The 22,870-nt window shown below is 70.2% G+C and carries 21 protein-coding genes and 2 pseudogenes; 13 read left to right on the forward strand and 10 right to left on the reverse strand.

Translation table 11 applies throughout. From position 1 onward, the window contains the following. Nucleotides 1-37: 37 nt before the first annotated feature. From EFK10_RS26760 to EFK10_RS50900, 5 genes and pseudogenes are all read right to left on the reverse strand, one after another. Nucleotides 38-979: a S66 peptidase family protein gene (locus EFK10_RS26760; protein ID WP_127358221.1), complete on the reverse strand. Its 942-nt coding sequence runs from the start codon at nt 977-979 to the stop codon at nt 38-40. After that, a complete protein-coding gene (locus EFK10_RS26765; protein WP_127358222.1) occupies nt 976-2,967 on the reverse strand; it encodes a S9 family peptidase in 1,992 nt (663 codons plus the stop codon). Before EFK10_RS26765 ends, EFK10_RS26760 begins: the two co-directional genes overlap by 4 nt. After that, nucleotides 2,964-4,286, reverse strand: a complete 1,323-nt coding sequence (locus EFK10_RS26770; protein ID WP_127358223.1) for a M20/M25/M40 family metallo-hydrolase — start codon at nt 4,284-4,286, stop codon at nt 2,964-2,966. The genes EFK10_RS26765 and EFK10_RS26770 overlap by 4 nt, the downstream gene beginning before the upstream one ends. Then, the gene (locus tag EFK10_RS26775) at nt 4,279-5,112 is read right to left on the reverse strand and encodes a M55 family metallopeptidase (protein ID WP_127358224.1); all 834 of its coding nucleotides are present in this window, start codon (nt 5,110-5,112) and stop codon (nt 4,279-4,281) included. The genes EFK10_RS26770 and EFK10_RS26775 overlap by 8 nt, the downstream gene beginning before the upstream one ends. Before the next feature lie 174 nt (nt 5,113-5,286). Further along, a pseudogene (locus EFK10_RS50900) lies at nt 5,287-5,568 on the reverse strand (PAS domain-containing protein); the annotation flags it as partial. Nucleotides 5,569-5,770: 202 nt separating this feature from the next. Between EFK10_RS50900 and EFK10_RS26785 the strand changes: the two are divergent. Together EFK10_RS26785 and EFK10_RS26790 are read left to right on the forward strand one after the other, a co-directional pair. Next, complete coding sequence (locus EFK10_RS26785; RefSeq protein WP_240677478.1) at nt 5,771-7,381, forward strand: MFS transporter; 1,611 nt, start codon at nt 5,771-5,773, stop codon at nt 7,379-7,381. Nucleotides 7,382-7,435: 54 nt separating this feature from the next. Continuing rightward, a complete protein-coding gene (locus EFK10_RS26790) occupies nt 7,436-8,152 on the forward strand; it encodes a Clp protease N-terminal domain-containing protein (RefSeq protein ID WP_127358225.1) in 717 nt (238 codons plus the stop codon). On the opposite strand, the gene EFK10_RS26795 is transcribed toward EFK10_RS26790, so the two are convergent. The 3 genes from EFK10_RS26795 to EFK10_RS26805 all read right to left on the reverse strand — a co-directional run bounded on the left by EFK10_RS26795 (nt 8,070) and on the right by EFK10_RS26805 (nt 12,058). After that, nucleotides 8,070-8,768, reverse strand: coding sequence for a phosphotransferase family protein (locus tag EFK10_RS26795; protein ID WP_322973411.1), 699 nt, complete (start codon nt 8,766-8,768; stop codon nt 8,070-8,072). The two genes, EFK10_RS26790 and EFK10_RS26795, sit on opposite strands and share 83 nt — an antisense overlap. A gap of 357 nt (nt 8,769-9,125) precedes the next feature. Continuing rightward, the gene (locus tag EFK10_RS26800) at nt 9,126-11,474 is read right to left on the reverse strand and encodes an MFS transporter (protein WP_127358265.1); all 2,349 of its coding nucleotides are present in this window, start codon (nt 11,472-11,474) and stop codon (nt 9,126-9,128) included. Nucleotides 11,475-11,605: 131 nt separating this feature from the next. Beyond that, nucleotides 11,606-12,058, reverse strand: coding sequence for an SRPBCC family protein (locus EFK10_RS26805; protein ID WP_127358226.1), 453 nt, complete (start codon nt 12,056-12,058; stop codon nt 11,606-11,608). Nucleotides 12,059-12,172: 114 nt separating this feature from the next. Between EFK10_RS26805 and EFK10_RS26810 the strand changes: the two genes are divergently transcribed. Further along, nucleotides 12,173-13,213 (forward strand): Rv2578c family radical SAM protein, encoded by a 1,041-nt coding sequence (locus tag EFK10_RS26810; RefSeq protein ID WP_127358227.1) that lies wholly within the window; start codon nt 12,173-12,175, stop codon nt 13,211-13,213. Here the strand turns inward: EFK10_RS26810 and EFK10_RS26815 are convergent, their stop codons facing one another. Continuing rightward, the gene (locus EFK10_RS26815) at nt 13,214-13,972 is read right to left on the reverse strand and encodes an ArsR/SmtB family transcription factor (protein ID WP_127358228.1); all 759 of its coding nucleotides are present in this window, start codon (nt 13,970-13,972) and stop codon (nt 13,214-13,216) included. It abuts the gene before it with no gap. A gap of 180 nt (nt 13,973-14,152) precedes the next feature. Here EFK10_RS26815 and EFK10_RS26820 point away from each other — a divergent pair, with 180 nt between their 5' ends. From EFK10_RS26820 to EFK10_RS26865, 10 genes and pseudogenes are all read left to right on the forward strand, one after another. Further along, entirely contained in the window at nt 14,153-14,734 is a 582-nt protein-coding gene (locus EFK10_RS26820; protein ID WP_240677479.1) for a CGNR zinc finger domain-containing protein, read from the forward strand. Nucleotides 14,735-14,743: 9 nt separating this feature from the next. After that, entirely contained in the window at nt 14,744-15,280 is a 537-nt protein-coding gene (locus EFK10_RS26825) for a GNAT family N-acetyltransferase (protein ID WP_240677480.1), read from the forward strand. Nucleotides 15,281-15,324: 44 nt separating this feature from the next. Next, nucleotides 15,325-15,943: pseudogene (locus EFK10_RS26830) on the forward strand (transposase); the annotation flags it as partial. A gap of 582 nt (nt 15,944-16,525) precedes the next feature. Next, nucleotides 16,526-16,864 (forward strand): NAD(P)-binding domain-containing protein, encoded by a 339-nt coding sequence (locus tag EFK10_RS26835; protein ID WP_240677481.1) that lies wholly within the window; start codon nt 16,526-16,528, stop codon nt 16,862-16,864. Between the two features lie 106 nt (nt 16,865-16,970). Next, complete coding sequence (locus EFK10_RS52790; protein ID WP_206305598.1) at nt 16,971-17,117, forward strand: hypothetical protein; 147 nt, start codon at nt 16,971-16,973, stop codon at nt 17,115-17,117. A gap of 105 nt (nt 17,118-17,222) precedes the next feature. After that, nucleotides 17,223-18,467, forward strand: coding sequence for an amino acid ABC transporter substrate-binding protein (locus EFK10_RS26845; protein WP_127358229.1), 1,245 nt, complete (start codon nt 17,223-17,225; stop codon nt 18,465-18,467). 5 nt (nt 18,468-18,472) lie between these two features. Then, on the forward strand, nt 18,473-19,351 hold the full coding sequence (locus EFK10_RS26850; RefSeq protein WP_127358230.1) for a branched-chain amino acid ABC transporter permease: 879 nt from the start codon (nt 18,473-18,475) through the stop codon (nt 19,349-19,351). After that, nucleotides 19,348-20,379 (forward strand): branched-chain amino acid ABC transporter permease, encoded by a 1,032-nt coding sequence (locus EFK10_RS26855; RefSeq protein ID WP_127358231.1) that lies wholly within the window; start codon nt 19,348-19,350, stop codon nt 20,377-20,379. The genes EFK10_RS26850 and EFK10_RS26855 overlap by 4 nt, the downstream gene beginning before the upstream one ends. After that, nucleotides 20,376-21,110, forward strand: coding sequence for an ABC transporter ATP-binding protein (locus EFK10_RS26860; RefSeq protein ID WP_127358232.1), 735 nt, complete (start codon nt 20,376-20,378; stop codon nt 21,108-21,110). Before EFK10_RS26855 ends, EFK10_RS26860 begins: the two co-directional genes overlap by 4 nt. A 2-nt stretch (nt 21,111-21,112) precedes the next feature. After that, nucleotides 21,113-21,835: an ABC transporter ATP-binding protein gene (locus EFK10_RS26865; RefSeq protein ID WP_127358233.1), complete on the forward strand. Its 723-nt coding sequence runs from the start codon at nt 21,113-21,115 to the stop codon at nt 21,833-21,835. Nucleotides 21,836-22,326: 491 nt separating this feature from the next. Here the strand turns inward: EFK10_RS26865 and EFK10_RS26870 are convergent, their stop codons facing one another. Continuing rightward, complete coding sequence (locus tag EFK10_RS26870; protein WP_127358234.1) at nt 22,327-22,821, reverse strand: HEAT repeat domain-containing protein; 495 nt, start codon at nt 22,819-22,821, stop codon at nt 22,327-22,329. Nucleotides 22,822-22,870 lie beyond the last annotated feature (49 nt).

The raw sequence follows: 22,870 nt of genomic DNA on the forward strand, positions 1-22,870 counted from the left end.
CACAAACCCGCCCCGGAGGCGGCGGCGGGGCGCGACGTCACAACTCCGTAAGAGCCGGCACCTCCAGCGTCAGCGTCCCGGTGTCGGCGTCCAGGACGGCCGGGATCCCGAGCGGCACGGTGAGGGAGCTGTCGCAGTGCCCGAAGCCCAGCTCCTCCACGACCGGGACGCCCAGCCCGCCGAGCCGGTCGAGCAGGACCGCTCGCACATCCTCCGGGGGCCCGCAGTCACGCCAGGAGCCGAGGGCTATACCGGCGACGCCGTCGAGCCGGCCGGAGCGCAGCAGCTGGGTGAGGAGCCGGTCGAGCTGGTAGGGCCGTTCGCCGACGTCCTCCAGGACGAGGATGCCGCCGCGCTGGCCGGCCCGGGCGTGCGGGGTGCCGATGTCGGCGGCGAGCATCGCCAGGCAGCCACCCACCGTGACCCCCCGCGCCCGGCCGGGCACCAGGGGTGCGGCGGTAGCCGAGGTGAGGGTCCGAGCCGTCTCCGGCTCGAAGAGGGTGCGGCGCAGATGCTCGCGGGTGGGCTCGTCCTTGGTGAAGGCGACCCCCGCCGCCACCGGCCCGTAGAGCGTGGCGAGGCCGAGGCGCCGGGCGAACGCCTCGTGAAGGACCGTCACATCGCTGAAGCCGATGAAGGCCTTCGGCCCTGCCGCTGCCAGGGCATCCCAGTCGAGCAGGTCGATCATGCGCTGCGCGCCGTAGCCGCCGCGAGCGCACATCACGGCGGCCACGGCCGGGTCGCACCAGGCGTCCTGGACGTCACGGGCGCGCGCCTCGTCCTCCCCGGCGAGGTACCCGAGGCCGGGGTGGTGGTCCAGGACGTGCGGGGCGACGACCGGGTCGAGGTCCCAGCCGCGCAGGATGTCGAGCCCCACGTCGAGCTGCTCGGGCACCACGGGCCCGCTGGGGGCGACCACGGCGACGCGGTCGCCCGGCGCGAGCCGGCGGGGACGGAGAAGCGGCGTGAGGGTGGTCATTTGCCGAGCTCCAGACGCGGTACGGCGGGCGGGTCGAAGCCGAAGGTCTGCCCGTACAGCGAGAGTTCGGCCTCCAGGGAGACGATCATGGTGTCCTCGCGCCGGAAGCCATGGCCCTCGCCCTCGAAGGTGAGGTAGGCGTGCGGGATGCCGCGGCCGGCCATCCGCTCCAGGAAGCGCTCGCACTGCACGGGCGGGCAGATCACGTCGTCCAGCCCCTGGAGGAGGAGGAAGGGCGCGCTGATCCTGTCGGTGCGGTTGATCGTGGAACGCTCGCGATACCGCTCGGGGACCTCTGCCAGCGGGCCGATGAGGGATTCGAGGTAGCGGGACTCGAAGTCGTGGGTCTCGCCGTTGGCCGCCCAGCCGTAGAGGTCGAGGATGGGGAATCTGATCGTGCCGCAGGCGTAGAGGTCCGTCGAGGCCAGCGAGGCGCCGCTGGTCCAGCCGCCCGCGCTCCCGCCCCGGATGGCGAGCCGGGCGCCGTCGGCGCTGCCCTCGTCCGCCAGAGCCCGGGCGACGGCGGCGCAGTCCTCGACCTCGACGACTCCCCACTGCCCGCGCAGCCGTTCGCGGTAGGCGCGGCCGTAGCCCGTCGAGCCGCCGTGGTTGACCTCGACGACGCCGATGCCACGCGAGGTGAAGTACGCGACCTCCAGATCGAGGACGAGCGGGACTCGGCTGGTCGGGCCGCCGTGCACCCACACCACATAGGGCGGCAGCTCCCCTTCGGGCGCGGCGAAGCCGGGGTTGCGCGGCGGGTACACGTGCGCGTGGATCTCCCGGCCGCCGGGGCCCGTGAAGACCCGCTCTGCGGGATCCGGGAGGTAGTCCGGGTCCACGGTGTCCTGGTGGGCGGCCCCGATGACGCGGGCGCGCCCGGTGGCGGTGTCGAGCTCGACGACCTCGTGGGAGGTACGCGGGCTCGCGGCGGTGCCGATGACCCTGGTGCCCGACGCGGTGAGCTGGGCGCCGGTCCACTCGGTCCACGGGCCCGCGGCGTCGGTGAGTTCGCCGGTGGCCGGGTCCAGCAGCCCCAGCCGTAGCGCGCCCCTGCCGTGCAGGACCGCGATCAGCCCGGTCTCCAGCGGCGTGAACCAGCGGGACCCCATCTGCCAGCCCGGTCCGGCGAACTCCTCCTCGCGCGGACACAGGTTGACCGCCTCCCCGGTCCCGGGGTCGAGGCGGTGCAGATTCCACCACCCGGTGCGGTCGGTGGCCGCCAGCAGGGAGCCGTCCACGGCCCATTCCGCCTGCGCAACGGACTCCTCGGGGCCGCCGATGAGCGTGCGGGCCCCCGTGAAGCGGCCGTCCTCCGCGACCTCGGCGATCTTCAGCTCGGTGCCGTCCCAGGGCATACGGGGATGGTCCCAGGCGATCCACACCGCCTGCCGCCCGTTCGGGGACAGCCGGGGCGCGGTGACGAACCGGTGTGCGTCGTCGGACAGTTCGCGCACCGCGTCCCGGTCCTCGGCGGCGGAGCCGTCCAGCGGCACGGCGGCTATCGCCCGGCGCACATCACCGGGCCCCTCCCCCGTGTACTCCTCCAGGACGCACCACACCTCGCCCCGGTCCAGGCGCACCTGGGGATCCGCCCAGCGCAGCCCGCCGCCCACCGACGACACCGGGGTGAGCGGCCTCGGCTCGGCGCCGGGCTGGTCGGGCTCGTACGCGTACAGCCGCTGATCGGGGAAGTGGGAGAACACCACCAGCGGGCCGCCGCCCGGTCCGGTCGTGGCCGCCCAGGCGCGGCCGCCGTACTCGATGACCCGGGTCCGGACGTTCCAGGGCGCGGGCAGCACCGACTCCGTGCTGCCGTCGGCCCGGCGCCGCACCAGCGCGCGACGGCCGTCCTCGGCGGGGCGCGGCTCGGTCCACCACACCTCGTCGCCGACCGTGCCGGGGTATTCGGCGCGGCCGTCGTGGGACGCGGCCGTCCGGGCATCGATCGGCGACTCCCAGGCGCCGTAGGACGCGACGCGGGTCATACGGCACCCCCGCCCATCAGGAAGCGGTCGAGCACCCGCACGCCGAAGTGCAGCGCCTCGACCGGCACCCGCTCGTCGACCCCGTGGTACATCCCCGCGTAGTCGAAGCCCTCCGGCAGCTTCAGCGGCGAGAAGCCGTAGCCGGTGATCCCGAGCCGCGAGAACTGCTTGGCGTCGGTGCCGCCGCCCATGCAGTACGGCACCACATGCCCGTCGGGGTCGAAGTGCCGCAGCGCCTCGCCCATCGCCGCGAAGGTGGGCGAGTCCAGGGGGGCCTGCAGCGGGATCTCCCGGTGCTGGAACTCCCAGTCCACGTCCGGCCCGGTGAGCCGGTCCAGGGTCTTGGCGAACTCCTCCTCGCCGCCCGGCAGCATCCGCCCGTCCACATACGCCATCGCGTGACCCGGGATGACGTTGATCTTGTAACCAGCCTGCAGCATCGTCGGGTTGGCGCTGTTGCGGACGGTCGGCTCGACCAGGGCCGCCGCCGGGCCGAGCTTGGCCAGCAGCGCGTCCACGTCGTCGAAGTCGGGCTCGAGGTCGTGCAGCGCGGCCAGTTCGGTCAGCGCCGCCCGCACGGTCGGGATGATCCGCACCGGCCATTCGTGCTCGCCGATCCGGGTGATCGCGGCCGCCAGCCGGCTCACCGCGTTCTCCCGGTTCACCTTCGAGCCGTGTCCCGCGCGGCCGTGGGCGGTCAGCTTCAGCCAGGCTGTGCCCCGCTCCCCGGCGGCGACGGGGTAGAGCCGCAGACCGCCGCCCGCATGGAAGGTGAAGCCACCCGATTCGCTGATGCCCTCCGTGCAGCCCTCGAAGAGGTCGGCGTGCTCGGAGGCCAGGAAGGCGGCTCCGTAGGCCGCGCTGTCCTCCTCGTCGGCGGTGAAGGCCAGCACGATGTCGCGCGGCGGCCGCCGGCCCTCGCGGACCCAGGACCGCACCGTGGCCAGCACCATCGCGTCCATGTTCTTCATGTCGATGGCGCCGCGCCCCCACACCACCCCGTCCCGCACCTCGCCCGAGAACGGGTGGACGGTCCAGTCGGCGGCCTCCGCCGGCACGACGTCGAGGTGTCCGTGGACCAGCATCCCCGGCGCTGCGGGGTCGGTGCCCTCGATGCGGGCCACGACATTGGCCCGGCCCGGCGCCGACTCCAGGATCCGCGCCTCGATACCGGCCTCGGCCAGCCACTCGGCGATATACTCGGCAGCCGCGCGTTCGTTGCCGTCCCCGCCGCCCCGGTTGGTCGTGTCGATCCTGATCAGCTCCGAGGTGAACCGCACCACCTCGTCCATCGCCTGCTGGTCAGCCTGGTCAGCCATACTGTTCCTCCACCGCCGCCGATACGACTGTCGTCACCGCTTTGAAGCACCGGATGCCCTCGTACATCGTCGGCGAGGTGTACGTCACCCGCCGCTCCCCGGAGCGCTCCACCCCGGGCACCACCGTGGCCGCCCCCGCGAGGTGGACTGCGTCGAATTCCAGCTCGACGCCGAAGGGTCCACCCTCGCGTGGCTCGTGCCGCACCGCGAGCGCGGCCGCCTCCTTCGCCGCCGCCCGGATGTCTGCCGCCGTCCTGGCCGGCGGCCGGCACACTGCCGCATACCGTGACACATAGTCCTTCACGGCGACGGTGCGGGCCTGCGGCGCATAGCCCCTGGCGTCGATGCCCGTCCGGTCGTCGCCGGTCACGAGCACCACCGGCACCCCGTACTCGGCGACGACCAGCGCGTTGAGATAGCCCTCGCTCGCCGCCTCGCCGTTGACCCACACGCCGGTGATGGAATTGGCCAGGTAGGTGTGCGCCAGCACCCCCTCCGTGCCCGCGCCGGTGTGGTAACCGACGAACGCTATGCCGTCCACGTCACCGTGTTGCACGCCTTCCACCATCGACAGGTCCTTGTGCCTGCCCGTGAGCATCTCGGCGCGCTCGTCGAGCCGCTCCAGGAGCAGATTGCGCATGCTCCAGTGCGCCTCATTGACCAGCACCTCGTCGGCGCCACCGTCGTAGAACCCGGCGATCGCCGCATTCACATCCGACGTGAACATGTGCCGGCAGCGCTGCCACTGCTCGCTGCCCGGCAGCACGTCGGCAGGCCAGGTCACGCCGGTGGCGCCCTCCATGTCGGCCGAGATCAGGATCTTCATGGGACGTCACGTTACGCGGTGCGCGCGGCTCGCTCCATGGCCCCTCCGCCCCTGTGGATAACTCCACTGGCGCAGACCTCTGGCGCCCCCGCGACACGGCCTCCCCGGCCGGACCCTGCCGGACCCCGGTCAGCCCCGGCGCCCCGCCACCAGCCAGTTCGTCGGCACCTGGATGCGCGAGCCGTCGGCCGCGTACTCCGTCGTGGTCAGCGGAAGTGCCCCCCGCTCCAGCACGTCGAGCCCGGCCGACCGGAAGTAGTCCGGAATCGCCTCCACCGGCAGCAGGTCGATGGCCGGCCTGCCCAGCGCCTCCTCCTTCGCGAGCCCGAACAGCCTGCGCGCGCCTGTGCTCCAGTGCGAGACCAGGCCCTCGCCGTCCACGACCACCACGGCGAGCGGGACCCTGCCGGAGAGGCCGGAGCGGTTGTCCCCGCCCGGCGGTACCCGACGTTCCATGGCGCGCTCCCGATGCGAAGGTCTGCGACTCCGCTACCACGCCACGGTACGGCTGCCGCGAGGCGGCGCGTAGGGCAATGGACGAATCCGGCGTACGCCCGCGCGCGGGCAACCACAGGAGCCCGTGTTAGCGTCCTTTTTCGCTGATCGGACTCCAGATCGAAAGGTGCGGGGTCGACACCCCACTTGGAGGAGATCCCCCGTGGCCGTCCTGGAGCCGTCCCTACGCTTCGCACCTCTGCGCCTGAATCTGCGGCACCCCGTGGCGGCGGCCACTCTCCTCGCAGGCGTCCTCCTCATCCTGTGGGCGCTCTTCCTGGCCAACGACGCCGGCGACCTCGCCGCCCAGTACGCCTGGACCGACTTCGCCCTCAAACACCCGGACTCGGCGTACAATTTGTCCTGGTATGGGGGTATGCATCCGGCTTCGTACAGCATCTTCTCCCCATACGTCATGGGCTTGCTCGGCGTCCGTACGACCGCCGTCCTCGCGGGCACCCTGTCGGCGACGATCGCGGCGCGGCTCGTCATGCGCTCCGGCATCGCCCGGCCGCTGCTCCCCGCGCTCTGGGCGGCCTTCTCCCTCTGGTGCGACGTGGCGTCGGGCCGCGTCACCTTCGCACTCGGCGTCCTGTTCGGGCTGCTGGCCGCCGAAATGGTGCTGGGTGGCACGCGCCATGTGGTGGGGGCCTCGGCGCTGGGCGCGCTCGCTGCCGCATGCAGCCCGGTCGCCGGGTTGTTCGTCGAGGTGCTGGCCGCCGCGCTCTTCCTCACCGGGCGCCGCAAGGTGTCGTACGTACTCGCTGCCGGGCCGCCGCTGGTCGTCGGCGCTACCTCGCTCCTCTTCCCCTTCGACGGAGTGCAGCCCTTCGCCTGGTACTTCGCGGCGCTGCCCTTTGGCACGGCGGTGCTCGTCGCCCTGCTGGTGCCGCGCGAGTGGCGCGTCATGCGAGCCGGTGCGGTGGTCTACGCGGTCGGCATAGCGCTCACCTTCGCCATACCGTCGCCCATAGGCAGCAACGTTGAACGTCTGGGTCTGCTCTTCGGCGGCGTGGTGCTGCTGTCCGCCGCGCTGGCCAGTCGCGTCGGGGGCCGCCGGACCGTCGCCCTGTACGCCGCGTTCGCCGGCGTCGCCATCTGGCAGATCGCCAAGCCGGTCGTCGACCTGGTCAGCACCGCCCCCGCCACTGACACCGTCAGCCACGCCGCCCCCCTGATCGCCGAACTCGGCAGGCTCGGCGCCAACACCGCCCGCGTCGAGGTCGTCCCGCTCCGCTCCCACTGGGAAGCTTCCGGCCTCTCCCCGTACGTCAACCTCGCCCGCGGCTGGAACCGCCAGGCCGACGTCGAGCGCAACCCCATCTTCTACAAGGGCACCCTCACTGCCGCCTCATACCGCAACTGGCTCCACCACTGGGGCGTCCACTACGTGGTCCTCCCCTCCGACGCACCCGACGGCGCCGGTGTCGCCGAGAGCAAACTCATCACCTCCGCCCGCCTCTCCTGGCTCCAGCCCGTCTGGCGCGACGCCAACTGGCAGGTCTACCGCGTCACCCACCCCCAGCCCCTGGCCTCCGCCCCCGCCACCGTCACCGACGCCGGCCCGGCCGCCCTCACCGTCAAGATCCCCTCCCCCGGCTCCTATCTCCTGCGCATCCCCTACTCCCCCTGGCTCGGCATCGAAGGCGCCACCGATTCGCTCCACGGCTGCCTCACCACGTCCGGCGACTGGACGCGGCTCTACGCTCCGTCGGCGGGGACGTACCACATAGGTGCGCGGTACGCGCTCACGCGGGGCACGCCCTGCGAGTAGCCAATTGTCAACTCGCGGTTGACAGTTGGGTGACTGTCAACCTAGCGTTGACACATGACGCAGCCCATACGGCTCGATGACCTCATCGACGCCATCAAGAAAGTCCACTCCGACGCCCTCGAGCAGCTTTCCGACGCCGTCATCGCCGCCGACCACCTCGGCGACGTCGCCGACCACCTGATCGGCCACTTCGTGGACCAGGCACGGCGTTCCGGCGCGTCCTGGACCGAGATCGGCCGGAGCATGGGCGTCACCCGCCAGGCCGCCCAGAAGCGTTTCGTCCCGAAGGACCCCGGCGAGCCCTCGGACCTCGACCCCAGCCAGGGCTTCAGCCGCTTCACCAAGCGGGCCCGAAACGTGGTCATGGCCGCACACGAGGAAGCCCGTACAGCAGCCAATCCCGAGGTCCGCCCCGAACACCTCGCCCTCGGCCTCCTCAGCGAGCCGGAGGCACTGGCCGCAGCGGCCATCGTCGCCCGGGGCGTCCCCCTGGAAACCGTCCGCCAGGCCGTCACCGCCGCGCTCCCCCCTGCGGCCGACGAGGTGCCCGGGCTCATCCCGTACGACCAGGGCGCACGCAAGGTCCTGGAACTCACCTTCCGCGAGGCCCTGCGCATGGGCCACAACTTCATCGGCACCGAGCACATCCTGCTCGCCCTCCTGGAGCTCGAGGACGGCACCGGCGTCCTCACCGGCCTCGGCATCGACAAGGCGACCGCCGAAGCCAACATCGCCGGCTCCCTGGCCGCCGGCCGTGAGCAGAAGCAGTGACCCGCTGGACGGTGCCGAACCACGCCTCCGCCAGCGAGTCCAGCGTGGGTTCCGGCGGCGCCGGCAGCACCCTGAAGTACCAGGGCAGATTGCTGTAGACATGCAGAAGGGTGTGCGCGAGCAGTTCGCGCGGAGAGAAGACGTGACCGTAGGCGGCCATGATCCGGCCGAGCAGGCGCGGGTCGCCGCGCGAGACGAAGACACCGACCGCGACGAAGTCGTACACGCGGTCGCCGATCATCGCGGGCTCGAAGTCGAAGAGTCCGGTCAGTGTCCATCGGCTCGGGTCGACGAGCAGGTGCTCGCGCATCACCTCGGTGTGCAGCAACACCCGCTCCGAGTCCTCGGCCAGCGGCTCGGACTCGAGAAACTCCGGTATCTGCTCGAGCCACACCTCGGGAAGGTCGCGCTCACGCTGCCGCTCCACCGTCGCCGCCCGCTGCCCGGCGAGGAAGGAGCCCCATGCCTTCGGGCCGAGCAAATCGCTCAACGGCTCGGTATCGAGGGCATGGAGCCCGGCGAGCAGCTCGCCGGTAGCGTCGGCCAACCGGTCCTGGTCCGCCCCCGACGCGCGCGGCCACGCCCCGGCCAGTCCCTCACCGGGGAGCCGCGACATCAGGACGTAGCGCCAGCCGTTCTCGTAATCGCCGGAGGCGTGGAGTTCGGGGTGGCAACGGGCAAGGCGCCCTGGATGAGCTCCAGAACCCGCGCTTCCGTGAGCCCGTCCCCGGCGCAGACCGTGGGATACAGCTTCGGCGCATGGCGGTCGCCGACGGCGTAGACCGGCACCGAGCCCTCGGGATAGCGGCGAAGGGCCTCGCCCCCGAGGCCCAGCCGGGCCGCCGGCCGCTCGGCGCCGGACGCACGTTCTCCTCGTGACCGAGACGGCGTCCCACTCGTCGTCCGTGTGCACGGCAGGCAGCATGTCCCGGAGCCCAAAGGTGCCTGCCCGCACGCACGATTGGTTTTTCCGTCAGTCCTCGTGCCCCAGCTGGAGATCCCGCTCCGTCCGCCCCCCGCCCACGATCTGAAGCACCGTCGCGACAGGCGGGTAGCCGGAGGCGATGACCGTGTACGCGCCGGCGGCGAGATCGACGAATCGGAAGACGCCGTCGGAGGAGGTCGTGACGGAGTCGACGACGTTCCCGGCGGCGTCGAGGAGCGTGACGCGGGCGTCCTCGACGGGACGGCCGCCGGGGGCACGGACGGTGCCGCGAAGGATGGCGCCGCCGGCGAGTTCGATGTCCTGGCGGGTCTCGCGGGCCGGCTGTACGGAGACTGGCAGCGCGGCGGGGCGGTAGGCGGGGGCGGTGGTGGCCAGGGTGTATTCGCCGGAGATGAGGTCGGTGAGGGTGTACGCGCCGTCGCGCCCCGTACGGGTGGTGGCGATGACGTCGCCGCGGACGTCGGTGAGGGTGACGATGGCGTCCCGGACCGGCGTCCCGTCGGAGGTGTGGACCGACCCGGCGAGGCGGCCGGCGCCGCCAAGGACGACGTCGAGTTCGACGGGGCGATCGCCGACGGTGACGGAGACGGCCTGCGGCTGGTGACCGCCGGCGGCGGCAATGAGGACGTACGAGCCGTTGCCGGGGGTGCTGAGGGCGTAGCGGCCGTCCTCGGCGGTGGCGCCGCGGCCGATCTGGCGGCCGGTGGAGTCGATGAGGGTGAGCGCGGCGCGGCCGACCGTGCTGCCGTCGGCGTGCTGGACGGTCCCGCAGACGGGGACGCCGGCTGCCGTGGACTCGGCCTTGCGGGCGCCGGGGACTTGGTGCTGGGTCTGGGTCACCAGGGGTTTCTCCTTGAGGAGGAAGGCGAGGAGGAAGCCGACGGCGAGCACCGGCACCAGGTAGAGGAAGATCCGCGGCATGGCGTCGGCGTAAGCCCGTACGTACGCGTCGCGCACCGCCGGCGGCAGTGCATGGACCAGTTGCGGGGTGATGGATTCCGGGTCCGGGAGGTCGGAGCCGCGTGGCAGCTCGACCGCCAGTCGGTCGCTGAGCCGGCCGGCGAAGAGGGTGCCGAAGATGGCCGCGCCGACGGAGCCGCCGATCTGGCGGAAGTAGTTGTTGGCGCTGGTGGCAGCGCCGAGGTCGGCGGGGCGTACCGAGTTCTGTACGGCGAGGATCAGAACGGGGAGGACGAGCCCGATCCCGAGGCCCAACACCGCCATGTACGCGCTGTACTCGACCCGGGAGGTGTCCACCTTCAGCAGCGACAGCAGCCACATGCCTACCGCCGAGACCGCCCCGCCGAGCAGCGGGTAGAGCTTGTAGCGGCCGGTACGGCTGATGAGCTGGCCGGAACCGACCGAGGCGACGACGACGCCGAGCATCATGGGCAGCATCAGCAGCCCGGACTCGGTCGCCGAGGCGCCGTCGACCATCTGCAGGAAGGTCGGCAGATAGCTGGCGGCGCCGAAGAGCGCCACGCCGATCACCGCGCCGACGAGGGCGGTGACGTTGAAGATGCCGTCACGGAAGAGCCGCAGCGGGATGACGGGCTCGACGGCGAACCGTTCCACCAGTACGAAAAGCAGCGCACTGGCCAGCGCGCCCGCCCCCAGGCCGATGATGACCTCCGAGCGCCAGGCGTACGCCGTGCCACCCCAACTGGTCAGCAGGACGAGGCAGGTTGACCCGGCGGCGAGCAGCAGTGCGCCGAGGACGTCGAGGCGGGGCCGGACGGCGGGCTTGGGGAGGCGGAGGACGAGCGCGATGACGACGAGGGTCAGGAGCCCGAAGGGGACGTTGATGTAGAAGCACCAGCGCCAGGAGGCGTGGTCAGTGAAGAAGCCGCCGATCAGCGGTCCCGCGACCGAGGCGAGGCCGAAGGAGGCGCCGATCAGGCCCATGTAGCGGCCGCGTTCGCGGGGCGGGACGATGTCGGCGATGATCGCCTGGACGCCGATCATGAGGCCGCCGCCGCCGATGCCCTGGACGGCGCGGAAGGCGATGAGCTCGTCCATCGACCGCGACCAGCCGGCCAGGGCGGAGCCGATGACGAAGACGACGATGGCGAACTCGAAGACGCTCTTGCGGCCGAAGAGATCGCCGAGCTTGCCGTAGACCGGGAGGCCGATGGTCGAGGCGAGGAGGTAGGCGGTGACGGCCCAGGACATCTTGTCGAGGCCGTGCAGCTCGCCGACGATCTTGGGGAGGGCGGTCGCCACGATCATCTGGTCGAGCGCGGCGAGCAGTAGCGTGAGCATCAGCCCGAGGAAGACCAGCCGGAGCCGGCGCGGGCTGAGACCGGAAGGGGGAGCATCCAGGGGCGACGGAGCAATATCCCCAGGGGTGTCCGCCGCGTCGTCCAACCGCTCCATCAGCGTGCTGCCGCCCACGTATCCGCTCCCCTCGTCGCGCCTGCCCTGCGAGCGACAACGATCTACAGGCGCGACGATGCTCCAAAGGGGCGCAGAACCACCCGTATCGGTGACCTACCCGTATCGGTGACCTACTTCGCCGCGCCCTCGACCTCGCCGGCGAGCCGCGCCAGTACGGCGTCGTAGATCCGGTTCAGCCCCTTGGGCGCGAAGGTGCGCTCGAAGAAGCCGCCGATTCCGCCGGCGCCTTTCCAGGTCGTCGTGGTGACGACCTTGGAGCGGCCCTCACCCGCCGGGGTGACGGTCCAGGTCGTCACCATGGACGAGTTCTGGTCGGTCTCGACGAGCTGCCCGGCCGTCGGCTCGGTCACGGCGAAGAGGATGTCCCGGATCCGCTTCTCGGTGGCCTGGAGCTTCCAGTGCACGAGGGTGCTATCGCCCTTGCCGCCCTCGCGGACCTCGTACTCGCTGAACTGCTCGGGGAGCAGCTTCTGCCGCGTACCCGAGTAGTCCGCGAGCGCCGCGAACACCTCCTCCGGTCCCGCTTCGATCTCGCGCTGCGTGGTGGCCTCTACCTGGCCCATCTGCCCGTCCTCCGTCAGTTGCGTAGTGCTCGGTGCTCCGGGCCCAAGCATCCCACTCGACGTGATTCGCTCAGGTGTTCTATTATCGTTTCCAGGGCAACGCAAGGAGGCACCATGCGCTGGGACAGCCTGAGCCGCGACGGAGCCGAGAACACGAACGTCACCACCCCCGCGCTCTTCGGCACCGATGTCGTGTCGCGTACGTTCGACACACCGGAATTCCGCGGGATCACCTTCCACGAGGTGCGGGCCCGCTCGATCGTCAACCGCGTGCCGGGAGCGTCCCGCATGCCGTTCGAATGGACGATCAACCCCTACCGTGGTTGTAGCCACGCCTGTGTGTACTGTTTCGCGCGCAAGACGCACAGCTACCTCGACCTCGACACCGGCCTGGACTTCGACTCCCAGATCATCGTCAAGGTCAACGCCCCCGACCTGCTGCGCCGCGAGCTCGCCGCGCCGCGCTGGAAGGGCGAGCACATCGCCATGGGCACCAATGTCGACTGCTACCAGCGCGCCGAGGGCCGGTACCGCCTCATGCCCGGCATTCTCACCGCGCTGCGCGATCGGGCCAACCCCTTCTCCATCCTCACCAAGGGCTCGCTCATCCTCCGCGACCTGGAGCTGCTCGAACAGGCGGCCCAGGTCACGGACGTCTCCACCGCCGTCTCCGTGGGCTTCACCGACCGCGAGCTGTGGCGCACCGTCGAACCGGGCACCCCCTCACCGCAGAAGCGCCTCGACGTATGCCGCACCCTCAACGAGCACGGCATCCCCTCCACCGTCCTGATGGCGCCCGTCCTCCCCTACCTCAGCGACTCCCCCGAGCAACTGCGCGCCACCGTCCGCGCCATCGCCGAGGCCGGCGCCACCTCCGTCACCCCGCTCGTCCTCCACCTGCGCCCCGGCGCCCGCGAGTGGTACATGGCGTGGCTGTCCGTCCACCACCCGCGCCTGATCCCGCGCTACAAGGCGCTGTACGCGGACGGGTCGTACGCACCCACCTGGTACCAGCGGCGCATCACGCGCCAGGTGCACGACCTCGCCACCGAATACGGCATCGGCCCGGCGCACCGCCCGGGGTCGATGCGCCGGGTCGAACCGGAACCGGTGCCGGAACCGGAAGCGGAGGCCACGCAGCTGACGCTGCTGTGATCACGTGTAGAGCAGCGACCCAGGCGTGGTGAGCAGCTCGCCCGTCTCCAGCCAGGTCTTCAGGCCGGAGAGAATCATCGGCCAGCCGCCGTACAGCTCGTCGTTCGCGCCCTCGCGCAGCTGGTCGTGGGTGACGGTCAGGCGGCAGGAGTCCGCGACGGGCTCGATCTCCCACGTCACCCTCGACGTGCCCTCGCTCTTCACCTCGTCGCTCCACAGCGCGACCATGCTCTGCACGAGCCTGCGCGGCGGGTCCACCTCCAGGATCTCCCCCGCGCCGAGCAGCCCCCCGGCGCCCGATGCAGCCATCTCGTACCGCGAGCCGGGCTTCCAGTCCGAGGTGATTCCGGCGCCGAAGTTGTACTTGGCCCTGATCTCGGGGTCGGTGATCGCTTCCCAGAGGCGCTCCGGTGTGGTGCGGATGTAAATCTCGAAGATCTTTTCCATGGGGCTCTCCAGTCGGCGCTTGAGGCCACTGAGGCCAGCGGCCCAGGGTTCCGCGTACTTGCTCACCCACCGGTCGTGGACGAGCCGGATGGGGACGGGGTTGAGGAAGTGGAGCTTCTCGCGGCCCTGCCGCCTGGTGACCACCAGGCCGGCCTCCTCCAACTGCTTGAGGTGCTTCATCACAGCGAAGCGTGTGATGTCGAAGCGCGCCTCCAGAGCGCTGAGCGTCTGCCCGTCCTCACGGAAGAGCGCGTCGAGAAGACTGCGCCGAGTCGGGTCGGCGAGAGCCTTGAATACCGCGTCTTCCTCCACGCCCCCAAAATAGGTGACCTTTTGGTCACATGTCAACGCCAGGTAAGTCGGCCACAGAGATGTCCCCCAGGACCGTACGGACCGCCCGGTCCTCCATCGCGTCCTCCCAACGATCGACAGGTAACGCCTCAGACGTTACACAGCCCAACTCCGTAACGGCAAGGGCGTTACGCTGGTCCCGTGGACGACGACACACGTGACGACCGCATGGCCTTCCGCTTCGACTGCGGCGCCACCTGGCTCAACCTGCTCGCGACCAGCGGCCGCACCTTCAGCACCCACCCCGTGGAGCGGCTCGCCACCCCCGAACGCCTCGCGGAGTGGTTCGACCGCTGCGAGCTCGCCCCCGCCCGGCCCCCCGGCCCCCACGACCTGGCCGAAGCCCGCCGACTCCGGGAAATCCTCCGCCCCCTGGCCCTCGCCACCGTCGACGGTGACCCCCCACCCCCCGGCCCCGCCGCCGACCTCGCCGCCCTCCTCGCCGCCCACCCCGACCCCGTACACCTCCTGACCCGCCACCGCCTCCTCCGCGAGCCCCCCACCACCCCCACCGCCGCCCTCGCCCGCATCGCCCGCCAAGCCGTCGACCACCTCACCGGCCCCGAGCGTCACGACCTGGCTGTGTGCGGCGAGCACGACTGCCGCGCCGTCTTCACCAATCCGACCGGCCGCCGACGCTGGTGCCCCTCGCCGGCATGCGCCAGCCGGGGACGGGTACGGGCACTGCGGGCCCGGCGGAAGGCGGAAACCGCTGCGGAATAGGGTGCGTTCATGGCGAGCGTGGGCGTGGGCGTGCGGTCGATGACCGAGGCGGATATTGATGCGGTGTCGGCGGTGCGGGTGCGGGGGTGGCAGGCCGCGTACGCGGGGATATTGCCGCAGGGGTATCTGGATGCGATGAGCGTGGAGGCGGACGCGGCGCGCAGGCGCGAGTTCTTCGCGAAGTCGTTGGGCCGGGTGGAGAACCTGGTGGCCGTCGACGCGGACGACGCGGTGGTGGGCTGGGCGGCGCACGGCCCGTACCGGGGGGAGGACGCGGCGTCGGGCGAGGGGGAGCTGTACGCGATATACGTACGCCCGGATCTCGTCGGCAGCGGCATCGGCCGGGCCCTTACGGACGCCGTGCTGGCCTCGGCCGAGGCGCGCGGCTTCTCCCGTGTCCGGCTGTGGGTGCTGGCGGACAACGCGCGAGCCCGGCGGTTCTACGAGAAGGCGGGCTTCGCCCCCGACGGCGTGGTCCAGGAGGAGAGCTACGACGGCACACTGCTGCCGGAGGTCCGCTACGCGCGGGGCCCGGCCGGCCGCTAGAGTCTGTTGTGAAAGTGGATCTTGATCGTGCGGCTGCGCGGCCTGGTCTGCTCACCCAGTTCCACCCCAGCCTCGAACGTGTCCTGGGCCCCCGGCTCGATCACCCGGCCGTGACACACCTGCTGGAACGCTTCGGCTCCCCGGCCGCTCTGCACAAGGCCGGACGCCGTCAACTGGTCAACCTCATACGCCCCAAAGCCCCGCGCATGGCCGAACGCCTGGTCAACGACATCTTCGACGCGCACGACGAACAGACCGTCGTCGTGCCCGCCACCGCCACTCTGGACCCGATCGTGCCGTCGCTGGCCCGCTCCCTGGCCGCGGTCCACGAACAACGCCGCGCGCTCGAAGCACAGATCAGCGAGCTGCTGGAGGCTCACCCTCTTTCCCAGGTCCTGACCTCGATGCCCGGAGTCGGCGTCAGGACCGCCGCCACCCTCCTGATCACCATCGGCGACGGCTCGGCCTTCCCAACCGCCGCCCGCCCTGGCCTCCTACACCGGCCCCGCCCCAGCGACCAAGTCCTCCGGATCCTCCATCCACGGCGAACACGCACCCAGGACCGGAAACACCCAAGCCCTCCTCCGCCTCGCCCGCCACCGCATCAGCGTCATCTTCGCCATGCTCCGCGACGGCACCTTCTACCAACCCCGCACCCCCAAGAAGCCACCGCATGACACAACCAGGGTTGACGAAGGACATAGAGGCACCCCCCAAGGGCACACCATTGCCCTCTCACAACCGGTCGAACGCGCCGTCACCTGGCTCGTCCACCACGACGACCGCAAACTCCGTTACCGCGGCACCATCGCCAACGACGCCTGGCTTCACGCCCGCGCCGCCGCCCTCAAACTCCGCCAGCTGATCAACCTTGGACTCACCCACACAGGTCGCACCTGGAGACTCACCCCGGCCAGCACATAGCCGCAAGGGCAAGATCTCCATGAGTCTTCTAGCCGCGCCGGATTCGTGTCACAACCGATCGCATACCTCGTGCTGCCGGGTGCCGTCCTCTCCCAGAAAATCCATGGCAACCGATTGACAATCGTTTTTGGGTAGCGGATCGTCATGGCAACGCAACCGATTGCATAGTCACGAAGGTGCGAGGGCCAGGCGACCACCTGCATTGACGGTACGGACACCCGGCACATCTACGCCGTGACAGGGGACGACGTCCGTTCAAGACCGCAATCGAATGCATAGAGCGCTGGAGGGACATCAGCCGACCGGGGCGGAACGAAGGGCGTGGCAAGAACGATGACGTATGTCGCGAAGGACAGGCCCCGTATCGGCCGGCTCGGTGCGGGCCGGATGAGCTTCCAACTGGCGGGCCGGTTGCTTGACGCGGGCCACGATGTGGCCGTGTACAACCGGACGCGCGCCAAGGCGGAGCCGCTGGCCGAGCGCGGGGCGGCCATTGTTGACCGACCCGATCAACTCGCGCACCAGGACGTGGTGTTCGTCATGGTGTCCGCCTCAGCGGATCTGGAGGTCGTCACGACTGGCCTCCGTCGGAGTACTCACTCACCCGTACCACGCCCCGGTCTTCTGGTGGACAGCTCCACGGTGTCCACGCAGATCTAGCCACTCTTGGGCTGCAGTTCGGGCACGGCCTGGGCCTCGGCCTGCACGAACGCCCGACATCGGCCTGCTCAACAGCCTGGAGAAACCGGGGGGGATCCACGAGGGCATGGTCTTCGCGCTGAAGACCTACTGCCCCGCCTCGGACGGCTTTTCGGCCGCCCGAATCGAGGAGGAGGTCGTCGTCACAGCGGACGGGCCCCGGGTACTCACCAAGTTCCCGGCGCAGGAACTGTTCGTGGCCAATGCCGAGTAGCACAGGCCGAAGAAACCGCACATCCGCAACACCGGCAGGCCCTCAGGGCCCTGCCTTCAGCACGGACATCCCATCGGCTCAACGAAGAGTCAGGAGACGCCGACTATGAAGTGGAACAAATACTCGAAGACAACATGGCAGGCCGCCGTCGCCGCATGCGCGCTGGCGCTCACTGCGAGCGGCTGCGCGTCCGGCAGTGACACAGCGGCTACGGGGCAGCGGAACGGTCCTCTGGTGATCGGGGCCTCCGTGTCCCTCACCGGCGACTTCGCCGACAGCGGCAAGGCCGTGCAGCGCGGTTACCAGCTGTGGGCCGACTCGGTCAACGCCAAGGGCGGGCTGCTCGGCCGCAAGGTGGAGTTCAAGATCGTGGACGACCTGTCCAGCCCCACCCAGGTCATTACGAACTACCAGAATCTGATCAACCAGGACCATGTAGACCTGGTCTTCGGGCCGTTCTCCAGCCTGTTGACCGTACCCGCCTCACAGGTCGCCAAGCGCTACGGCTACGCCTTCCTCGAACCGGCCGGAGGTGGTCCCCAGGTATTCGCCCAGCACCTGAACAACCTCTTCTTCGTCCAGCCCGCACCGTCCGTCCGCGCCGGTGACGTGTTCGCCAAGTGGGTGCTCTCGCTACCGGCCGACAAGCGGCCCCGGACCGCCGCCTACGCCGAGCTCGACGACCCGTTCGCCGGCCCGATCGCGGAGAGTATCCGTACCGCCTTCGAGGCCGCCGGCATCAAGACCGTCTACAAGCAGGTCTATCCGGCGGAGACCGCAGACCTGTCCCCCGTGATGTCCGGCATCGCCGCCGCCCACCCGGATGTGCTGGTTTCCGGAACGCAGAACAACGATGCGTACGCCCAGGTCAAGAGCCTCGTCCAGCTGAAGTTCAGCCCCAAGTTCGTCTTCATGTCGAACGGTGCCAATTCACCCCTTGAGTTCCCCGACAAGGTGGGGGCGGCCAACACCTCGGGCATCATGTCGTCCGGCGACTGGTACCCCAGCTCCACGGCCGCCGGCAGCGCCGAGTTCGCCGCGGCCTACGTGAAGAAGTACGGCGGCACCGCACAGCAGATCGACAACAGCTCCGCCGAGGCGTACGCCTGCGGCCAGCTGCTCGCGGACGTCGCGAAGAAAGCCGGAAAGATCGACAACGCCACGATCATCAAGTCGCTGCACTCCGGTTCGTGGCCGACGCTGCTCGGAGACCTGGGCTGGAATGCGGACGGCGCCCCGACCTCGTCGTTCTCGTTGGTGCAGTGGCAGGGCGGCAAGCTCCTGCCGGTCTACCCCGCCGCCGCGGCCCAGTCGGCTCCCGTGTACCCGAAGCCGAACTGGGGCGGGTGAGACACGTGCACGCTCTTATCCAAGGCGTCATCCTCGGCGTCCTCACCGCCGGCGTCTTCGCGCTGATGGCCTCGGGACAGACTCTGATCTTCGGCATCATGAAGGTCGTGAACCTGGCCCAGGGTGCCATGGTCATCCTCGGTGCCTACCTCTCCTACCAGCTATTCACCTCCTTCGGCCTGGACCCGTTCCTCGCCATCCCGGTCACTACGGTGATCATGTTCGCGCTCGGTGTCGCCGTCCAGTGGCTGTTCCTGCGGCCGCTGAAGAAGGACGACCGCTCGGAGCTCAGCCTGCTCATCACGTTCGCCGTCGCCCTGCTGATCGAGGGCGTCATGAGCATCACCTGGCACACCACCTACCGCAGCATCAACACCGGCTATGCCAACTCCAGCTGGAGCCTGTTCGGCTACCAGATCACCTTGGTGCGGCTGTGGGCGTTCCTGCTGTCGCTCGCTGCGCTCGGCCTGCTCTACCTGCTGCTGAACCACACCCGGTTCGGCCGTGCTGTGCGGGCCACCGTGCAAAACCCGGAGTCGGCGAAGCTGCTCGGGATCGAGGCCGACCGCGTCTCCGCCCTCGGCTTCGGGCTTGGCGCGGCAACCGCGGCTGCGGCCGGATCGGTGTACGGGCTGCTCTACCCGTTCAATTCCGGCAGCCACTACGACCTCATCTCCAAGCTGCTGTCCATCGTCATCCTGGGCGGACTGGGCAGCGTCGGCGGGGCGGTGCTCGGCGCGGTGATCGTGTCGACGTCCTCCGCGGTCGTCGCCGCCACCATCTCGCCCGCCTGGTCGGAGATGACCTTCTTCGTGATCCTCATCGCGATCCTGCTGGTGCGGCCGCAGGGCATCTTCGGTACGACAGTCAGGGGTGCATTGTGACCCGTCTCCGTGGCGCAGGCCCCATCGCCTTCTTCGCGGTCCTGGCCTCACTGCCGTCGTTCAACCTGGCCCACTGGACCATCAACCTGCTGATCTTCACGCTGATGTTCGCGGTGATGTCCAGCGCCTGGAACCTCGTCGGCGGGTTCGCCGGCTATCCGTCCCTCGGCCACGCCGCGTTCTTCGGCATCGGTGCCTACGCGGAAGCGCTCTGGTTCTCGCACCACCCGGTGAGCAGCGGCTACGAACCGTTCCTGCTGCTGCCCGCCATCGGCCTGCTTGCCGTCGTGATCGGTCTTCCCGTCGGTGCAGTGGCGATGCGAACCCGCACCGACGTGTTCGCCATCGTCACCATCACGTTGCTCTTCGTCGTCCAGGGCCTCGCCTTCAACCTTCACGGCATCACCGGCGGCTCCCAGGGGCTGGCCATTCCGCCCGCTCCCTTCCCTGCGGCCACCTACGACCGGCCGTTCTACTACGTGCTGGTCGGCCTGCTCGCCCTCGCCATGGCGGTCACCTTCGCCGCCATGCGCAGCAAGGTCGGGCTGAGCCTGGCGGCGCTGCGCGGGGACGAGGACAAGGCGCGCGGCATCGGCATCCGGGTGACCGGGGTCAAGCTGCTCGCGTTCGCGGTCAGCGTCGGCCTGACCGCCATGGTCGGCGCCGTGTGGGCGTACTACGAGGGCTTCATCTATCCGCAGTTCGCCGTCGATCCCCTCATCACCATCGCGATGGTCCTCATGACGTTCCTCGGTGGCCGCGCCACCCTGTGGGGCCCGGTCCTCGGTGCCTTCATCCTCGAATCCGCACAGCAGTACCTCGCCTACCAGCTCGGCGGCAGCCAGGTCTACCTCATCGCGTACGCCCTGGTTTTCCTGTTGATCATGCTGCTGCTGCCGCGCGGCATACTGCCGACCGTGCAGGACCAAATCCGGCGGCGGCGCCGGCGCCAAGCCCTCGACTCCGGTTCGCCCACCCTCACGCAGCCGGCGAATGCGGCTGCGACCGCAGGAGGTGGTCAAGCATGACGGCACTGCTCGAAGTCACCGATATGACCAAGGTGTTCGGCGGCGTCCGCGCCGTGGACGGCTGCTCGTTCACCGTCGAACCGCACACCGTGACCGCGCTGATCGGACCGAACGGCTCCGGCAAGACGACCCTGTTCAACATGGTCACCGGGTACCTGGGTCCGGACAGCGGGCGAGTGCGCTTCGCCGGCCAGGATGTCACCGGTGTGGACGCCGGCACCCTGTACCGCCGCGGCCTGTCCCGCACGTTCCAGCAGGCGCGGGTGATTCCCCAGCTCAGCGTGCTGGAGAATCTGGTCGCGGCGGGTGGGTACAGCTGGCGGCAGCTGCTCACCACGCGGCGGGTCGGTCGCGCCGACCGCGACCGGGCGGGACAGCTACTGGAGGAGTTCCGGCTCTCCCACGTGGCGGACCTACTCGCCTCCGAACTGTCCTACGGCCAGCGCAAATTGCTGGAGTTCGCCGCCGTCCTCATGAGCGATCCGACCCTGGTGCTGCTCGACGAGCCGACCGCCGGCGTCAACCCAGTCATGATCGACACGATGGAGCGGCACATCCGGGAGCGGCACGAGGCCGGAATCACCTTCCTCATCGTGGAGCACGACATGTCGTTCGTGATGCGGCTGTGCGATCCGGTGATCGTCCTTGACCAGGGCAAGCGGATCTTCAGTGGCGTTCCCTCCGAGGTGCAGGCCAACGCGCTCGTCCTCGACGCCTATCTTGGGAGCTGACCATGGCACCGATTCTCACTCTGGACTCCATCGTGGCTGGCTACGGCGCGGGCGACATCCTCAAGGGTGTCGACCTGCAGATCGGAGCCGGCACCGTAACCTGCCTCATCGGTCCCAACGGAGCCGGGAAGTCGACCGTCCTGAAGACCATCAGCGGGCTGCTGCGGCCGCGACAGGGATCCATCCGTTTCCACGAGCAGGAACTCAAAGGCCTCTCGTCGAAGGCGCGGCTGCGGCTCGGCATAGTCCATGTCCCCCAGGACCGCAGTCTGTTCCCCGCGATGAGCGTCTGGGACAACCTGCTCACCGGCGGCTACACCATCCGGGATCAGAAGCTGCTCAGGGAGCGGGTGGACCGGGCCGTCGAGGCCTTCCCGATCTGCGCCAAGCGGGCCCGGGAACACGCCGGGTCGCTGTCCGGCGGTGAGCAGAAGCAGGTCGAGCTGGCCCGCACCCTGGTCCTCGACCCCGCGCTGATCCTGCTCGACGAGCCGTCCATCGGCCTGGACCCGAAGTCCCGCCAGCAGGTCTTCGCCAGCATCAGGCAACTCGCCGCCACGGGCCGCACCGTGCTGCTGGTCGAGCAGAACGCCCGCTCGGGCCTGGCCGCTGCCGACTACGGCGCGGTTCTCGAGTCCGGAGTGGTCCGGCTCGTCGCCACCGGCGCCGACCTGCTCGACAACCCCGAGGTGGGCCGCCTGTACCTCGGGGCGGCGGCGCGCTGACTCAAGCCCCCTCGATCGGAGGAAGCATGGCACCATCCACCAGGGCCAAGGCATGCCGTTCAGGCGCCGCCGCGGTCTTACCGCCGACCGACGAGTCCATCAGCCTCGAGCTGTAATGCCTGCAGACCGAACTGCGGTACTTCGAGAAGCGGGCTACTTATGGGTGGATCACCCGGCTCGGTGTCTACCGTCTTACCGGAAACGCGCACAGGACGACGGCGCATGCCAGCTTGAAGTGGCGGGGACTGGAAACGGAGCATCAGCCACCGCACCAGTCTCCCGCCTGCCCCGCGGCGTCTGGTACGCGCGCTCGCTGCGTTGTCGGAGTCACCCGAGTAGCCCACTACGAGGGCGATCTCCCCCAGACGTCGTCCGGTGGGGGTCCCCCCGGCCGAAGGCTGGGGGACCCCCACCGCCTTGCGATCACATGCACCAGACGCCGCTGGGGCCCGCCCTCCGGGCGGCCGGCGCTCTTTGCCAGACAGTGCCTACTAGCCCAGCCTCGCCAGGGCGACCTCCGCCGCCTGCCGCAGCCGCGCGTCGCCGCACGCCGCACGGAGCAGGGGCTCGCCGCGCCGGTCGCCGAGGTCGCCCAGGCCCTCGACGCACGCCAGGGCGATCCGCCAGTACGGGGACTCGGGCTCCGCCAGCAGCCGCCGCAGCGTCTCCACCAGCGCGGGCACGGCCTCCGCCGCCCGCAGGGTGACGAGCAGCCGGATCGGCGGAGCCGCGTACGCGACGCGCAGCGGGTTCGTGGCCAGGGCGGCGGCGGCGCGGGCGGTGCGGGGGTCACCCAGGCGGGCGAGGGCGCGGGCGGCGATCTCGGCGAGGCCGGGGTCGCGGTAGTTGAGGAGCATGACCAGGGTCTCGAAGGCGCGGGGGTCGGCGGCCTCGGCCAGGGCCACGGCCGCGTCGAGCCGGGCGGCGACGGACTGCCCGGGCTCGGTGAGGATGGCCGCGAGTTCTTCTCGTAAGGCGGTGTCCACCGGCACACCCTACGCCGCACGGGTCCGGCACATGCTGCGCTCATCTGTC

The organism is Streptomyces soli (assembly GCF_003999195.1).
Taxonomy (GTDB): Bacteria; Actinomycetota; Actinomycetes; order Streptomycetales; family Streptomycetaceae; genus Actinacidiphila; species Actinacidiphila soli.

Bases quoted from the DNA above. Each gene is read 5' to 3' on its own strand.
- EFK10_RS26760 (WP_127358221.1), bottom strand. From the start codon at position 979: ATGACCACCCTCACGCCGCTTCTCCGTCCCCGCCGGCTCGCGCCGGGC.
- EFK10_RS26765 (WP_127358222.1), bottom strand. From the start codon at position 2,967: ATGACCCGCGTCGCGTCCTACGGCGCCTGGGAGTCGCCGATCGATGCC.
- EFK10_RS26770 (WP_127358223.1), bottom strand. From the start codon at position 4,286: ATGGCTGACCAGGCTGACCAGCAGGCGATGGACGAGGTGGTGCGGTTC.
- EFK10_RS26775 (WP_127358224.1), bottom strand. From the start codon at position 5,112: ATGAAGATCCTGATCTCGGCCGACATGGAGGGCGCCACCGGCGTGACC.
- EFK10_RS26790 (WP_127358225.1), top strand. From the start codon at position 7,436: ATGACGCAGCCCATACGGCTCGATGACCTCATCGACGCCATCAAGAAA.
- EFK10_RS26795 (WP_322973411.1), bottom strand. From the start codon at position 8,768: ATGTCGCGGCTCCCCGGTGAGGGACTGGCCGGGGCGTGGCCGCGCGCG.
- EFK10_RS26800 (WP_127358265.1), bottom strand. From the start codon at position 11,474: ATGGAGCGGTTGGACGACGCGGCGGACACCCCTGGGGATATTGCTCCG.
- EFK10_RS26805 (WP_127358226.1), bottom strand. From the start codon at position 12,058: ATGGGCCAGGTAGAGGCCACCACGCAGCGCGAGATCGAAGCGGGACCG.
- EFK10_RS26810 (WP_127358227.1), top strand. From the start codon at position 12,173: ATGCGCTGGGACAGCCTGAGCCGCGACGGAGCCGAGAACACGAACGTC.
- EFK10_RS26825 (WP_240677480.1), top strand. From the start codon at position 14,744: ATGGCGAGCGTGGGCGTGGGCGTGCGGTCGATGACCGAGGCGGATATT.
- EFK10_RS52790 (WP_206305598.1), top strand. From the start codon at position 16,971: ATGGTCTTCGCGCTGAAGACCTACTGCCCCGCCTCGGACGGCTTTTCG.
- EFK10_RS26845 (WP_127358229.1), top strand. From the start codon at position 17,223: ATGAAGTGGAACAAATACTCGAAGACAACATGGCAGGCCGCCGTCGCC.
- EFK10_RS26860 (WP_127358232.1), top strand. From the start codon at position 20,376: ATGACGGCACTGCTCGAAGTCACCGATATGACCAAGGTGTTCGGCGGC.
- EFK10_RS26865 (WP_127358233.1), top strand. From the start codon at position 21,113: ATGGCACCGATTCTCACTCTGGACTCCATCGTGGCTGGCTACGGCGCG.